The sequence below is a fragment of the Planococcus sp. ANT_H30 genome, assembly GCF_008369335.1.
Lineage (GTDB): Bacteria > Bacillota > Bacilli > Bacillales_A > Planococcaceae > Planococcus > Planococcus kocurii.
Genome location: NZ_VOBJ01000007.1, coordinates 86,424 through 102,316 on the forward strand (window position 1 = coordinate 86,424; position 15,893 = coordinate 102,316).

At 40.0% G+C, this 15,893-nt stretch carries 13 protein-coding genes; 5 read left to right on the forward strand and 8 right to left on the reverse strand.

The window, feature by feature from the left end; genetic code table 11:
- Nucleotides 1-5 precede the first annotated feature (5 nt).
- From FQ085_RS14055 to FQ085_RS14065, 3 genes are read left to right on the forward strand one after another with little or no spacing between them, the layout of a single operon-like run.
- A complete protein-coding gene (locus FQ085_RS14055; RefSeq protein ID WP_058383916.1) occupies nt 6-698 on the forward strand; it encodes a response regulator in 693 nt (230 codons plus the stop codon).
- Complete coding sequence (locus FQ085_RS14060) at nt 695-2,038, forward strand: sodium:solute symporter family transporter (RefSeq protein ID WP_058383915.1); 1,344 nt, start codon at nt 695-697, stop codon at nt 2,036-2,038. Before FQ085_RS14055 ends, FQ085_RS14060 begins: the two co-directional genes overlap by 4 nt.
- Nucleotides 2,025-3,464: a cytosine permease gene (locus FQ085_RS14065; protein ID WP_149456901.1), complete on the forward strand. Its 1,440-nt coding sequence runs from the start codon at nt 2,025-2,027 to the stop codon at nt 3,462-3,464. Before FQ085_RS14060 ends, FQ085_RS14065 begins: the two co-directional genes overlap by 14 nt.
- Nucleotides 3,465-3,500: 36 nt before the next feature.
- Here FQ085_RS14065 and FQ085_RS14070 read toward each other — a convergent pair whose 3' ends face one another.
- The 5 genes from FQ085_RS14070 to FQ085_RS14090 all read right to left on the reverse strand — a co-directional run bounded on the left by FQ085_RS14070 (nt 3,501) and on the right by FQ085_RS14090 (nt 10,062).
- The gene (locus FQ085_RS14070) at nt 3,501-4,715 is read right to left on the reverse strand and encodes an amidohydrolase (RefSeq protein WP_149456902.1); all 1,215 of its coding nucleotides are present in this window, start codon (nt 4,713-4,715) and stop codon (nt 3,501-3,503) included.
- Nucleotides 4,716-4,821: 106 nt separating this feature from the next.
- The gene (locus tag FQ085_RS14075; protein WP_149456921.1) at nt 4,822-6,336 is read right to left on the reverse strand and encodes a glutathione ABC transporter substrate-binding protein; all 1,515 of its coding nucleotides are present in this window, start codon (nt 6,334-6,336) and stop codon (nt 4,822-4,824) included.
- Nucleotides 6,337-6,444: 108 nt separating this feature from the next.
- Entirely contained in the window at nt 6,445-7,965 is a 1,521-nt protein-coding gene (locus tag FQ085_RS14080) for an amidohydrolase family protein (protein ID WP_149456903.1), read from the reverse strand.
- A complete protein-coding gene (locus FQ085_RS14085; RefSeq protein WP_149456904.1) occupies nt 7,962-9,476 on the reverse strand; it encodes an amidohydrolase family protein in 1,515 nt (504 codons plus the stop codon). The genes FQ085_RS14080 and FQ085_RS14085 overlap by 4 nt, the downstream gene beginning before the upstream one ends.
- A gap of 244 nt (nt 9,477-9,720) precedes the next feature.
- Nucleotides 9,721-10,062: a winged helix-turn-helix transcriptional regulator gene (locus FQ085_RS14090; RefSeq protein WP_149456905.1), complete on the reverse strand. Its 342-nt coding sequence runs from the start codon at nt 10,060-10,062 to the stop codon at nt 9,721-9,723.
- Between the two features lie 157 nt (nt 10,063-10,219).
- Here FQ085_RS14090 and FQ085_RS14095 point away from each other — a divergent pair, with 157 nt between their 5' ends.
- Nucleotides 10,220-10,714, forward strand: a complete 495-nt coding sequence (locus FQ085_RS14095; RefSeq protein WP_058383910.1) for a lactoylglutathione lyase family protein — start codon at nt 10,220-10,222, stop codon at nt 10,712-10,714.
- A gap of 85 nt (nt 10,715-10,799) precedes the next feature.
- Here the strand turns inward: FQ085_RS14095 and FQ085_RS14100 are convergent, their stop codons facing one another.
- Nucleotides 10,800-11,612, reverse strand: a complete 813-nt coding sequence (locus FQ085_RS14100; RefSeq protein WP_058383909.1) for a MerR family transcriptional regulator — start codon at nt 11,610-11,612, stop codon at nt 10,800-10,802.
- A gap of 77 nt (nt 11,613-11,689) precedes the next feature.
- On the opposite strand from FQ085_RS14100, the gene FQ085_RS14105 reads away from it, so the two are divergent.
- The gene (locus tag FQ085_RS14105) at nt 11,690-12,127 is read left to right on the forward strand and encodes a GNAT family N-acetyltransferase (protein WP_262499806.1); all 438 of its coding nucleotides are present in this window, start codon (nt 11,690-11,692) and stop codon (nt 12,125-12,127) included.
- Between the two features lie 53 nt (nt 12,128-12,180).
- Here FQ085_RS14105 and katG read toward each other — a convergent pair whose 3' ends face one another.
- Both katG and FQ085_RS14115 read right to left on the reverse strand, forming a co-directional pair.
- Nucleotides 12,181-14,397, reverse strand: a complete 2,217-nt coding sequence (gene katG / locus FQ085_RS14110) for a catalase/peroxidase HPI (RefSeq protein ID WP_058383908.1) — start codon at nt 14,395-14,397, stop codon at nt 12,181-12,183.
- Nucleotides 14,398-14,635: 238 nt separating this feature from the next.
- Entirely contained in the window at nt 14,636-15,829 is a 1,194-nt protein-coding gene (locus FQ085_RS14115; RefSeq protein ID WP_071152925.1) for a DUF4317 domain-containing protein, read from the reverse strand.
- Nucleotides 15,830-15,893 lie beyond the last annotated feature (64 nt).

Here is a 15,893-nt window from a genome sequence, read left to right on the forward strand (position 1 = left end):
TACTGATGAACATCCTGCTTGTCGATGACGAACCACTCGAACTAGAACAAATGGAGTATTTGATCAACAAAAATTTTCCGATGTGGGATATATACAAAGCTCAAGATGCTTCTCAAGCAATGAAAATAGTCAATCACTCCGATATTTTTTTAGCATTTTTGGATATTCAATTACCCGGCAAAACCGGACTTGAATTGGCCAAAGAAATGCAAGCTGTTTCCGATGCAGATATCGTCATGGTAACAGCTTATCAAAGCTTTGAATATGCTCATACCGCACTGCGACTAGGAGTTGTCGATTACATTACAAAGCCCGTAATCGAAGAAGATTTAGTAAAAGTATTAAATAATTACTCACGACTCACCCATTACTCGCATCAAATCCAACAATCAATCAAATTAATTCATCAAAATTACGAAGAAAAAATGACACTGCATTTTTTGGCAACCAAAATCCACATCAATCCTGCTTACTTAAGCCGGAAATTTCAAGAAGAAGTGGGCGTTGGTTTTTCTGAATATGTAAATAATTACCGCTTAATGATGGCTAAAAAAATGTTAATTGATCGACCAGAAGCCAGCATCGGAGAAGTTTCCGAAAAATGTGGATTTAATAGCCAGCATTACTTTAGCCAAATGTTCCGAAAAGAAACTGGATTATCACCCAGAGACTTTCGACTAAAGGAGACTGGGCATTGAAGAAAAAAGGGTTTGATTTTTATATTCAAGGAGCTGTTCAGCTGGGAATTGCCTTTGGAGTCGTTAGCATACTGGCTAGATGGATTACCGGAAATACCATTCTCTCTTCTCCTCAAACACTCATTCGATACGGTTTAATAGGTGGAATTGGCTATGCATTTATGGGTGGTCTTGCTTTGGTTCTCTTTGGCTTTGTTGCTCGGAAAATCAGCTATACTTTCACAGGCCAAATGACCATTGGTGATGTGCTCAAACAAAAGCTGAATCCGTTCGGCTACTGGTATATGATGATTCTGCTATTTGTAATGGGATTCTATGCACTGTTTATTCAAACCATGGGTGCCGGCTTGCTGCTATACATCCTTTTTCCTTTCCCTCTTTTCATCGGAATGACTGTTTTTTTGTTGCTGCTGTTTTTGATTGGCGGAATAGGTGGCCTCTACCGAATCCACCAATTGGCAGGAATAAGTGTCATCTTGATTTTTGGAACGATCATTCTCATTCCTGTCTACTTGTATATGCACGAAGGGGTTACGACGATTTTTGAAGGCATTCGCCTTTATCACCCCTACTTATTATTTACAAAGAATAACGAATCGTTATGGTTTATTTCAACCGGGTTACTGGTTTTTTTCGGACAGATGATAACGGATCGAGCTACATGGCAACGAGTATTTATCATAAAGAAAGAAAAAGTTAAAATGGCTTTTGTCCTTACTGGGATGATTTGGTTAACAATTCCCATTGCGATTACTTCACTTTTTTTGCTAGCCATTTCTGGTCGTTCTTTTGACAATCCTTATTCTCTTATTTTCGAACTGATTAGCATTTTAAATTCTACTGTTTTAATTTTTATTTTCGTCCTTTTTTGCTTTGCTGCTGTCATGTCTGCTGCAAGTTCAGAACTGCAATCATTGAATTCTCTGTTTATCCGCAATGTTGTGGCAGAATTTAAACCATTGTCGACCAAACAGCAATTCAAGTATAAAAATAGCTTCTCTATCGTACTGATTGGGGTCCTCTTTCTGGCCGCACTTTTCTTAACACCTTATCCTACTCAATTATTGTTTTTCTTTGGCAATATTTATAGCTCTATGATTTTTGCCATTCTCTATATCGTTTTCAACAAAGATAACGAAACACTTCCTCCGGTTCTTTCTTCCTTTGTTGGAATCGTCGGTGGGTTTATCTCTTCTCCGTTTACAACTTATTTTGAATCAGTATGGATCAGTTTTTTACTTTCGGGAATTCTTTGTGGCCTGTTCCTTATAAAAAAATCCATTCAACAACATTCCCCCGCGAGTTTAAATTCGGAGGAGCAACCTTATGATGCAAACTAATCAAGAGACTAGTCCACGCTCTTCAATTAACAGTGATTTACTTCCGACTGCTGTCGAAAGTCGCACGTGGAATTTTAGTAATTATTTTTCGGTTTGGATGGGTTCTGTTCATAACATCCCGTCTTACGTTACGATTGGTGGTTTTTTTGCATTAGGACTTTCTACTGGTCAGGTTTTTGTGGTAATTTGCTGTGCGGCTCTGCTTGTAGCGGGATTACTCGTTCTTAATGGTCATGCAGGAAATAAATATGGCGTTCCGTTTTCAATTCTTTTACGCGCTAGCTATGGTAGAAAAGGGGCTATTCTGCCAGGAGTTTTCAGAGGGATTATCGCAGGGATTATGTGGTTCGGCTTGCAAACCTATGCTGGCAGCATTGCAGTTTCCATTTTTATTGGCACATTTTCCCCAGAGTATTTGACACTCGGTGGCAATTTTCTTTTTTTCGGTTTGAGTTTATCTAGTCTGCTGTCTTTTTTGTTGTTTTGGCTTATTAATTTACTATTTGTTTTTGCTGATGTTACTACACTCGGTAGGCTGACCAAAAGTGTGACAGTTCTTGTCTTTATCGTTTTTGGTGGCATGTCCATCTGGTCGATCCAATTAGCTGGTGGCGTAGAGATGATTTTGACTTTCGAACCCTCTGCTGGTGGCAATGTGAATTTATTTCTATTGGTTTCTTGTGTTTCTGCTATCGTTGCTACGTGGGTTGCGCCGATTTTAAGTGTTTCCGATATTACGCGCTATTCAAGCTCTAAACGGGCACAGGCAGGTGGACAATTCATCGGTATTTTAGCCACTTATCTATTGTTTGCTTTCGCTAGTATCTCCATTATTATTGGTTCTGAAATTGCTTTTGGTGTCCCGGTCTGGAATGTGCTTGAAGTGGTCGATAAATTCGATAATGTCTTCGCTGTCATTCTTTCGCTGACGACATTAGCTCTTGCGACTTTGTCGGTGAACATTGTCGGAAATGTGATTCCAGCAGCTAATCAATTAACCGCGCTTTTTCCAACCAAATTAAATTTCAAAAAGAGCGCGCTTGTCGTAGCAACTTTAGGCATTCTATTATTGCCTTGGAAGCTGATGGAGAACCCGACGAGCATCTTCATGTTTCTTAATATGGTAGGAGCATTGTTAAGCCCTGTTATTGGGGTCATGCTGACGCACTATTACTTTATAGCGAAAAAAATGATCAATCTAGATGCGGTATATGGACTCCCAGGAAAGCAACCGCTCGCTTCTTTTCAAGTTCCCGCATTACTAGCAACTTTACTCACCGGTGGACTCAGTCTACTCGGTAGTAGAGTTGCTGCACTAGAAGTGTTTTATACGATTTCCTCACTTCTTGGAATTGTTGTCTCCGCTTCCTTATATATTACTTTTTATTCTATCCAAACAACTTTTAACCTTAAAAAAGTTCAGTAAAAAAGAGAGAATGGCAGCTATTCTCTCTTTTTTCTTTTAATTTAATTGTCCCGCTACGAGTGATCCTTTATGAAAAACAGCCGTGCGTTGTGCTCGTCTTGCTACAGTCTCTGCAGCACATTTAGCACCCACTAAGACAAAGCTAGCCACGTCACCTTCTACGGGCCATACCTGCTCCCCGTTCGCTGTCAGAGGGGTAATGCCATCGGTTATGAAACGCAACGCCTGAGACAGCGATAACTCGTCTGTCCAACGATTGATTTCTACCAACCTTCCGAGTCTTTCTAAGACATCTCCGTTTCCTGTAGGCCACCATGAGTCATAAATATTATCGTTTCCAAGTGAAACAGTCACTCCAACTTCAGCTAGTAAACTAACTGGCGGGATGTTCCTTCCAATAGGTACACTCGAAATAATCGATACTCCTGCTTCTTTTAAAGACTCTGCTACTGCTCTTGCTTCTAAAGGGGTTACATCACCGAGTCCGAAGGCGTGGCTGATTGCTACTCTTCCTTGCCAGCCCGCTTCTATCGTTAAGGCAGCCAAGCGCTTCATAGTAAACGTCCCTAAATGACCTGGGTCATGCAGATGCAAATCAATTCCGACGTTTCCCTCAACTGCGATATCCATTAATTGAACGAGAGACGCTTCGATATTCAAATCAACTGTTGCCGGGTCGACTGATCCCACTAATCCCGCACCGTTACGCACAGCTTCTCTCATTAACCCAACTGTATTGCCATAAAGTAAGCCGTGCTGAGCAAAAGCGACAATTTCCGAATCGACTTTCTGCTCATAATCAGCTAATGCAGTCTGAACCCCACTTAAATTCTCCAGTCCAACTTCTGGATAAATATCGACATGCGTCCTAACGGCTGTCGAACCGTGTGACAGTAACACGTCTAGTAAATTTTTCGCTCTATCTACTGTGTTCGTTTCAATCGATGCAAGAATGTTTTTTTCTATAGTGCTTCTTTCAATGACAGAAGAAGCAGGTACACAGGCGCGCCATGGTTCTCCCATATAGGTTTTATCAAGGTGAACGTGTTTTTCTTTAAAAGCAGGTAACACGAGCAGTCCTTTACCATCCATCGTTTTCACGTCTTTTGGAAGTGCTTGTTCTGAGTCGATTATTTCAGCAATTTGGCCTTCTGCAATTTTCAAATGAAATAACTTTGTCTCAGTAGCCCTTACTTGCCCATTTTCTTTCACATACCCTGTTTCGAGTAAGACGTTCTTCAATATGTACATGTGGAGCCTCCTATATAAGTTGATATGAACTTTTATCTTTCCAACTAGATTGTTTACTACCCTATAAGAAAAAAGGGGTATCCTTTTGGATATCCCTCATTACTTATTACTTTATCGATACGTTATTGATTTCCAAATACCCAGATGGACTAATTTCAAAACCGCTAACATCTTTGGACATTGCTGCGACATTCTCGATTACGCGTATGGGAATGTACACTGCTTCTTCCATTTCAATTTCTTGTGCTTTTGCGTATAGTTCAATCCGTTTTTCAGAATCTGCTTCTTTTCGTGCTTCTTCAATCAATCCATCCACTTCAGAATTACTATAAAATGATGTATTGCCACTAGCCCCTATTGAGCTTGAATGCATCAAATTATACTGGTTATAATCTGCATCTCCTGTGGCATTTCTCCAGCTAATGATAAACATTTCCGTGTCGCCAGAATGAGTCGATTCAACAAAAGTTCCGTATTCCATCACTTCAATTGTTACTTTAATACCAATTCCCTTTAGTTGTGATTGAACTACTTCCGCTAAACTAATTCTTTCTTTATTGTCCATTGTCGACAACTTAATTTCGAGGCCATCAGCATAACCGGCTTCAGCCAGTAATCTTTTGGCTTCAGAAAGATTGTATTCATAAGTTTCTAGTCCTTCGTGATAACCAAACACTTTAGGTCCTAATAATGAATTTGCTTCCCCACCGACATTATTGTAAACGCCTTTTCGGATTGCATCCATTTCGATCGCGTGTGAAACTGCTTTTCTTACTCTAACGTCATTAAAAGGTTCTTTTTCAACGTTAAACGTAATGTATTCCGTTCCAAATCCTTCACTTTGATAAACTTTGGAATTTTGAGAAGCATTGACCCCATCAAACTGGGCGATGGACAAAGGTTCAGCAATATGAGCTTCTCCTGTTTCAACCATTGCTGTACGCGTCGTTTCTTCTGGTACAACTTTAAATTCGACTCTTCCTACTTTGGCTACTGTGCCCCAATAGTCTTCGTTTCGATTTAAGATAATCACTTGTCCAGGTGTCCATGATTCAAAGACAAATGGTCCTGTGCCACTTGGTTCTTGAATATCTTCTCCGCCAAACTCTTCAATTGCCTTCGGGCTGATGATGCCACCTTCATGACTTGCTAAAATTGAAAGAAGCGGAGAGTAAGGCTCCGACAATAAAAACTGAACCGTATAATCATCAATGATTTTTACTTCTTCTACCATCGACAATACTCCTGCTCGAGGAGAACCCACTTCTGGATCCAATAATCGATCAAATGTTGCTTTTACAGCTTCTGCTGTAAAGTCCGTTCCGTCATGGAATTTAACATCTTGACGAAGCTTGAATTCCCATGTTTTATCGTCAAGCTGTTCCCAGCTCTCTGCTAACAATGGTTGCAGTTCTGCGTTTCGATCGCGACCAACTAAGCCTTCATAAATTTTTCCATGAGTGACACTCGCTGCATTGATAGTTGACATAAATTGCTGATCCAAACTTTCAGCATCTGAAAGTCTTGCGATAATTAACGTATCTTCAGAACCGGCAGCTTTTACTTCGCCATTTTCTGTTGATGCGGCTTTTTCTCCGGTAGAGCAGCCTGCCAGAGCCATCACAAGTAATGCTGAAGCTATCCCGTTTCTTATCCATTGGACCTTGTTCAAATTATTTCCCCCTCGTGTTTCGATTTTGTTAGTTCATTATAAAAAATATTCTGACAATTAAGTTTCAGTATCTTTACTGATTTTTACACAATCTTTACTTAAATTTTTTTCAACTGAGTCAACGACAGAAAAAGAAGAGGGAAACAGCTTTTCTTCTCCTAACTGTTGGTAATCTCTTTGTAAATAACCCCTTTTCATTTTTTCGAAATAGCGCTGAGCTTTTGACTGCAGTTCTTTCAAATCAATTTGAGGAATTTGTCTATCTTTCATAACTATTTTTCCATTTATAATAGACAGTTTAATATCTCTTCCTGATCCGCTCATAATCATTGTTCGAATAGGATCGTCACTTATCCCCATATGATATCCTTCTAAATCGACGACAATGATGTCCGCTTTTGCTCCTACAGCTAACCTACCAAGGTCTTCTCTACCTAAAAATTTTGCGCCACCTAGAGTTGCCGCTCTGAAAAAATCAGCAAAGGATGAACTTTCGACATCCTTTTCGTGCATACGGGAAATCATACTGCCTGCTCGAATGTTTTGGAAGATATCCGGAGGAAAAGTATCTGTCCCGATAGCTACGTTTACGCCTGAACGTTTGTATTTGGCAAAGGATTCTAGCCCGCTACCACGCCTTCCCATAATGACCGGACAGTGAATCACCGTTGTGCCGGTTTCAGTTAATATGTTGATATCATCACCTTGGCCAGTTTCCGCTTCACTATATCCTGCTATAAAATTAGCATGTGGAATGCCTGTTTTCGGTCCTAAAAACCCTACATTTTTGAGGTATTGAATTGGCGTGACGCCGTGCTTTTCAACGATGGTATGGTATTCAAAACTTCCTTGTGCAGCGTGAAGTTTAATCGGAACTCCTAATGACTCGCTATAAGCTTTTGTCTGTTTCAAACTTTCTTCTGTCTGGCATTCAATTCGCTCTGGTGCAAGCATGCCTCTCACTAAATCGTCATAGCTGCCGTCAAATTCTTCGATAAACTTAACTGCTCGATCAAGACCTTCTTTGCCACTTTCTTCGTCCCACATTAACTGAATGGTGCCATCTGGTTGTACAACGCGCATACCCGATTGGTAGCTCGGTCCCAAGTATATTCTTAACCCTAAATTTCCTGCATAATGCGCAGCTGATGCTAATTCTTCATAAGTCTCTGCCCATTTTTTATAAAAGACGGACGTAATCGGCATAGCTGTTGTAATGCCGTTTAAGATTAATTGGCTATAGGCATAAAGAGATTTAAACGCTTCTTCCTCTTCTGTCATGACTTCCTGTGGACCATTCTTCATGTATTTTTCAGACCATAAAAGATTTTTTGCTTTTTCATTATCTGCTTCTACGTGAATAATATCGTGGTCGATATCGCCAAGTGCATTTAAATCAATAAATCCTGGGCTTATCACGGCGTTTCCACAATCGATGGTTTCATCTACAGACTCGGTGTATTCTTTTCCTACATAAATAATGGACGTTCCTTCATAAACGACTTCTGCATCTTTTAGTATGACGTGATCCTCACCGTTATAGCCGATAACATATTGCCCTTTTAATTTTGTCTTCATGTAAGTTCCTCCTCTGTAATAGCAAACACATAGTCTGCTTCATCAAATCGTTTTTCGTCAACATAAGCACGCGTTGATCCCCAGAAATATTTGGTTGGGGTCATGTATTTTTCCAAACCTGCACGCTCAATTGTTTCCAAAGCTTCTGCATTTGCTTCTTCGATTAGTTGGTTTTCTTCAACAGTTGTTACGTTACGTTCATTCATCAATACTTTCCCATCCACGATGACATGATTCACATCGTTTCCGACGGCTTGGTAAACCAACCGGTGAATATGCATAGTTTCAGGAGTTAAATGCGCTTGTTTCATATTTACCGTGATAATATCTGCTTTTTTCCCAATTTCAATCGATCCAAGCTCGTCGTCCCACCCTATACATTTAGCTGCATCAATGGTGACCATCTCCAAAAGCTTGCCAGGAGGTAAATAATGCTCATCCATCATCGCTGCCTGATGAATCAATTGCGTTTTTCGCATCGCTTGAAACAGATCAAAACTAGTTGAAGGTGAAGTGCCATCTGTAGAAATGGCAACTGTCGCTCCAAGTTCGATGAGCTCTACAATCGGTGTTCTTGCTGTCATCTGAGTGATGCTCGCACTCGTACTGACGTTGGTTCCGGTATCTGCTAGAATTTTCACTTCATCAAAGGAGATCCCTCGACAATGTTGCAAATGGACGTCTGGTCCTAATAAAGCATAATCTTTGTCTTGAATTGCCATGTGAATCATTCCACCAAATGCATCCGAATGGATTCTCGTTTTGTACTTGTTGGCAATTTCTCTAATTTTACGTGCTTGGTAGCGGTCGTGGTCAGTTAACTGGTGCAACCTAGACGGCGGTGTAGGACCAGAACCTTCTATCGATGTCACAATGACAAAAGGGGTAACAAAAGCTCTTGTCCGGTCGTCATTGGCATGGTTCAACGCTTCAACAACCGCTTCTGTTCCTTTTAGTACATCTTGATAATCAACTTCTTTTGTAATTCTTTTGCCGTTTTTCCAGCGGCTGTATAGTTTCGGCCACTTAGGGTTGGCAGGCCCCGTACAGACGACATTGCGAATTCCGACTTCGTTATAGGCCTTTGCATGATTTAATGCAAAAATAGGGTCATCTGCTCTTGGTGTCGAACCGATCACGGAGACACCGGTCGTAATGCCCGCTTTTAATCGTTCTAATGCGGAAACCTTTCCTTCGTAATACCAAAAATCATCTGTCACATAATGATTGTATGTATTGGTCATAATGGGCATCCACTGTTCCAAGTTGTCCATGGCGATTGTTTTAAACATCGAATGACCTCCATGACCATGAACATCAATCAATCCAGGTAAAATGCAGTGGTGCTTGCAATCGATCAGTTGTTTAGCTTCGTATTTCACTTCCAACACTGCAGTAAGCCCAACATCCAAAATTTTTCCATGATGAACCGCTACGGCTCCACCGTAAATAAGACTTCGTTCTTTATTCATTGTGATTAGCGTGCCATTTATTAAAAGCAAATCAATCATGGTACCACTCCCTCTTTATAAAGTTCTACTATCAAGTTAATTATTCATTATAGAGAAAAACTCGAGTGTTTAATTAAGCGAATAATACAACTTTTTAAACTATTTATACTTTTTTCGTTGTTTTTAGAAAAAATTCTTTATTTATTAACATCTCTTCTACTTTTAGAAGTTGATTTGCGACACAAGCAACTAAAAAAAGAAAGCAGCCAAATGACCGCTTTCCTTTCTTAGTTTATTTATCTGTTTAGTCTCCACTTATTTCGATATCATTTTCACCCGCATATTGTTTTGTCCAGTCACACAAATCATGAATTAGTGGAATAAGACTTTCTCCGTAATCAGTCATAGAATACTCTACTGTAGCTGGTACGGTCGGATACACTTTTCTAGAAATGATATGGCTACTTTCAAGCTCTTTCAGTTGCTCCGTAAGTACTTTTTGGCTAATTGTCGGAATGCTTTTTTTTAGCTCGCCAAATCTTTTACTCCCATTGATTAAGTACCAAAGAATCATCAATTTCCACTTTCCACCGATCAAATCAATTGTCAGCCCTAAAGAGCAGATATAGCTATTTTTAACTCCCATTACATCTCTCCTTATCCTCTCGGTAGTCACATTTTCGTAACTATACCACTTAAATGTGCCGTATTGTTATTCTAAAAACTCTTTTGTATGATGAAGATGTCCAGGATAATAAAGATCAATCGTCATACTATATAAAAAACAGATAGGAGCGATCAATATGGCCTACCCAAGAGCATTTTCACACATCGGATTATCGGTCACAGATTTAGACAGAGCCGTCACATTCTATAAAGAAGTTATGGGCTGGTATGTAATTATGGAGCCGGCAGAAGTAAAAGAAGAAAGTGACACACCCATCGGGCAAATGTGTATCGATGTGTTCGGCGCCGGATGGGGAACGTTCCGCATCGCACACATGGCAACTTCTGACGGGACTGGAATCGAAATCTTCGAATTTCCGAATAGCGAAAAACCCGAAAATAATTTTGAGTACTGGAAGTCAGGCGTCTTCCATTTTTGCGTTCAAGATCCAGACGTAGAAGGATTGGTTCAAAAAATAGTTGAACATGGTGGCAAACAACGGATGCCAATTAGAGAATACTATCCAGATGATAAGCCTTACAGAATGTGTTATGTAGAAGATCCGTTTGGCATCATATTTGAGATTTACAGTCACAGCTACGAAATCACTTATTCTTCAGGAGCGTATTGATAACTAAACAACCTCACACTGAATTTGAATTTAACTCCTCTGCATCTGTTAGAGGAGTTAACTTCATAACTTGAGCTTTAATTTTTCATTTTAACTGAACAAGAATCTTCGTAATGTAATGATCCTCGCCACTTTTTACTAACCCATCGTATATATACTCTTCCATGATATAATCGCCAATTTCATAGTGATTCCTGCGAATTTCTGAAAATAGCCGTTCATATGTGACATGGATCGTGTCTTCTTTTCCTAAATGATAGCCAACTGCATACATTCCTGCTGCGATTTTAAAAAATGGCTGACTTTTTCTTTGCTCTAGCTGCTTCATGTAGAGATAACTATAATTCGTATACTCGCCTTTTACTACTTGTTCGTGCAAAGTCATTCCACCAATTTGAAAGCCTGTATCTAAATTCTGTTCATTTAATGTATTGATGAATTGCGTGACTACCTTTGCAAAATCGTCGTCGTTTATATCGGTTATATTTGGACTCAGATACAAAAAACTTTCGGACAAGTAGAGAAAGCTAACTTGATGGAAGTCTATTTCTTCAGCCTCTTCTAGCAAGTTGATTTTTACATCCATCATCATTTCCAAATGATCCAACATTCTTTTTTTCGTCCGCACTTTTTCTTTTTGCTCAATCATCAAAGAGTGAAACAATTCAGGTGACTTCTGTTCCATATAGCTTTTAATTTCTTCTAATGACATCCCGAGTTCTTTTAGTAGATAAATGACATTGAACACCTCCAGCTGCCGAAACGAATAAAAGCGGTAACCTTTTTGATTGCGATAAGCTGGTGTTAACAAGCCGATTTGGTCATAGTAAATAATTGTTTGCTTATTAACTTTACATAATTTTGAAAAATCTCCTGTTGTCAAATATTTTTCAGTCACATGGAGGCTCCTTTCTTGACTACCTAGTTACTATATACCTTAAATTTTATCTATACACAAGAAAGAAAGGTTTTGACATGATGTTTACTGGAATTCGAGCGATTACAGACTCGAACAAACAAGAAGTTTTAAATTTAAAAGTGGCAGCGCAACAACGAGGATTTATCGAATCGGTCAGTCAGTGTTTACTAGAGGCTGAACAAGACACACGTTACGTCCCTTTGGCTTTATACAAAGAGAATAAAATTATCGGATTTTCGATGTACGGAAAATTTGATGAGCAGATTTGGTTGGATCGTTTTTTAGTTGACGAGCGTTTTCAACAACAAGGACTGGGACGTTATTTTTTCTGCGTACTTGTTGACTATTTAACTGAACTCTATCCTAAAAAACCTATCTATTTAAGTGTCTTTGAACAAAACAAAGTAGCCATTCGACTTTATCAAAAACTAGGGTTTGGTTTTACGGAAGAAGTAGATGAAAACGGTGAAAAAATTATGATTTATCCGCATTAATGCACAAAAAATCCCAATCAGCAGCATTCGCTGCTGATTGGGATTTTCTTTACTTAGTTTTGTAGATCAAAACGATCGGCATTCATCACTTTGTTCCAAGCTTTGATGAAATCACGAGCGAATTTCTCTTTGCTATCATCTTGTGCATATACTTCTGAAATAGCACGCAGAATTGAGTTTGAACCAAATACTAAGTCAAAACGTGTAGCTGTACCGACTACTTCACCAGTTGCATTGTTTTTACCTTCGTATTTATTGAATTCTACTGGCGTCCAGTCGATGTTCATATCCAATAGCTTAACGAAGAAATCATTTGTTAACGCGCCGCTATTAGTAGCAAAAGTTCCTTCTTTTGCGCCTTGATAATTTGCATCTAATGCACGCATACCGCCAATTAATGCGGTCATTTCTGGCGCTGTTAAGCCAAGTAGTTGTGCTTTATCAAGCAACATTTCTTCCGGGCTTACTGTGTATTCTTTCTTCTGGTAGTTTCTGAAACCATCTGAAACTGGCTCTAACACATCAAAGCTTTCTGCATCTGTTTGTTCTTCAAGAGCATCTCCACGACCTTGCGTAAATGGAACAGCTAAATCGAACCCAGCTGCTTTGACAGCTTGTTCAAGGGCTACATTTCCTCCAAGTACAATCAAATCAGCCATGCTTACTTTATTGCCAGTCGAAGCTTTAAGGTTTTCGTAAACAGCGAGCACTTTAGCTAATTCTGCTGGCTCATTTGCTGCCCAGTCGCGTTGTGGAGCAAAGCGAATACGTGCTCCGTTGGCACCGCCACGTTTATCTGAATTTCGGTATGTGCTAGCAGAAGCCCAAGCTGTTTTAACGAGCTGTTGCGAAGTTAACTCACTCGCCAAGATTTTCTCTTTTAGCTCATCCAACTCTTCAGTCGTTAATGTATGTGTTGCTGCTGGTACTGGATCTTGCCAAATCAATACTTCTTCTGGAACTTCTGGTCCCCAATAACGTGCTGTAGGTCCCATGTCACGATGAAGAAGTTTGAACCAAGCACGCGCAAATGCATCTGCAAACTCATCCATGTTCTCATAATAGCGACGAGAAATTTTTTCGTATGCCGGATCCATGCGAAGTGCCATATCTGCTGTTGTCATCATTGTTTTCACTTTAATAGAAGCATCTTCTGCGTCAGGTGCCATTTGGTGTTCTGACAAATCTTTTGCTGTCCACTGGTACGCGCCAGCAGGAGATTTTGTTAACTCCCATTCGTATTCAAACAATTGCTCGTAATAGCCATTGTCCCATTTTGTTGGGTTAGCCGTCCAAGCGCCTTCAATACCACTTGAAATTGTATCACGGCCTTTACCAGAACCGTGCGTGCTCTTCCAGCCAATTCCCATATTTTCCATTACGGCTGCTTCTGGATCGTCTCCTACTTCAGCAGGGTCTCCCGCTCCGTGTGCTTTACCAAACGTATGGCCACCTGCGATTAGCGCAACTGTTTCTTCATCGTTCATTCCCATACGTGCAAAGGTTTCACGAATATCAACAGCACTAGCAAGAGGATCCGGTTTGCCGTTTGGTCCCTCTGGGTTTACATAAATTAAGCCCATCTGTACCGCAGCGAGAGGGTTTTCCAAATCGCGTTCACCTGAATAACGATTATCTTCTAACCACTCTTTTTCGTTACCCCAATAAACATCTTCTTCTGGTGCCCAAATGTCTTCACGTCCTGCTCCAAATCCAAAGGTTTTAAAGCCCATCGACTCAAGTGCTACGTTACCCGTCAATAGCAATAAATCGGCCCAAGAAATTTTGCTGCCGTATTTTTGCTTGATTGGCCATAACAAACGACGTGCTTTGTCCAAGTTTACGTTATCTGGCCAGCTATTTAATGGCGCAAAACGTTGGTTTCCAGTAGAACCGCCTCCGCGACCGTCTGCAGTTCGGTAAGTACCTGCATCGTGCCATGACATACGGATGAATAACCCGCCGTAATGACCATAATCCGCTGGCCACCAGTCTTGGCTATCTGTCATGACTTTGTGCAAATCTTGCTTTAATGCCTCATAATCCAATTTCTCGAATTCTGCTTTGTAATCAAATGCCTCTCCTAGAGGATTTGTTTTAGTGTCATGCTGATGGAGAATGTTGACATTCAGCATGTTTGGCCACCAGTCTTTGTTTTGTGTTTTTCCTGGCTTGTTTGAAGTCGTGATTGCACTATCTTTATGGCCACCTGTTACTGGGCATTGACCTTCTCCTGCTGCAGTGTGGCGCTTTTCTTCATTGTTTTCCATCTTTTAAAACCTCCTATTGAATAATGAAACCTAGTCGTACGTGTATTGATTGAGTGAAGATTAATTCTTACATTAGAATTATACTAAACTAGAAGGAAACTGAACAGTAATAAGCGTCTAACAAGAGAACCAATGTTTCATAGCCTCCTTAAATTAAATCAAAAATTCCAAATTTAACAAAAGTAGATATCTTTGCTTTTGTTAACTTGCATTTCGTTCATGTTAGTCATGCACTTTTTTACTCCAACAACTCTTCTGAAATCAGTTTAAAGCCCTCAATCATCGTATCTTCTTCTACCTCGATCAAGATACAGCGTTTGCCATCGTAATTAACTTGTTTGACGTAACGTAAGTCTTGAGGGCTGATGGCGATATCCGCTACTTTGGTGCTAATTTTGATGGATTTGGATGCATAACTTGGCACGATATGACTTGCTTTCATTTCATAGGTTTTGTCTTCCACTACGCTTTGGAACGCTCTTTCTACCTTTTCCGTGCTCACATCTTTTACACCGCTTGCTTTTAGTACACGCGTAACTTCTGTGACATCCAAAGTAGGCGGTTGCTCATCTTCGTCATCACTTTCTGCTTCGATGACTAGCATTTGATTGATTTCATCATATAAACCCGCAAGCGTTCTCGAATTGACTTCGTCACCAATGACCGCTTTCACAATTTCTTCAAACACGGTCTTTTCTTCTTCAGCTGTGAGAATTTCATCGCCATTTAGAACATTTTCGATAAATTGATAATCCGGTTTGTTTGTTTTACCAGCAGCATACAAAATACGGTTAATGTCTGCCGCATTATCTGTAAAACTTGGGAACAAGAACCCCCCGATTGGTGCAGATAGCTTAATAACAGGATCCATTAGCACATTGGACTTAAATTCTTTCTCCGCAAAGTCAAACACTAAGGAGCTTTTCGGCAGTTCCGTTTGGTTCATGCTACTAAGAATAAATGAAGTGGTGTACATTTCATCTCGGAAATCCATGTCCGATTCGTCCGTCTTGCGTTTGGTCGTCTTAAAATAGTTGCCACGAATAAACGTAACGACCATATCCTTTTCGTACGGGTGGTCTTCAACCATTTTTAAGGCGATACGCTGCATGTTTGTTTTCCAGTCACTAACTTCGTCTGCTTGAAGTCCTTCATATAAGAGTCGTTGTGTATGATCTACTTGTCCTTCTTCTTGCGGTTGAAATTTAACTTCAAACAGCTTTTCATCAAGCTTTCCGCCTAAAACTTTTTTGAAATTGGCCAGAAACAATTCTTGTTGTTCCCGGTCTAACAAAGAAAATGAGCGGCTCTCTTCGTGATAGATTTCACTGCTTTCTTGTTGGATGTAGACATTATAAATTTCACCGATTTTCAGTAAATCTGTATCTAACTTAAATCGTTTGCGGATATCGGCTATCTCTTTTTTATTCATTGCTATTTCCAACTCCCTAACTAATAAACTCCATGTCATGACAAAAGAGCATCAAAGCGATAGG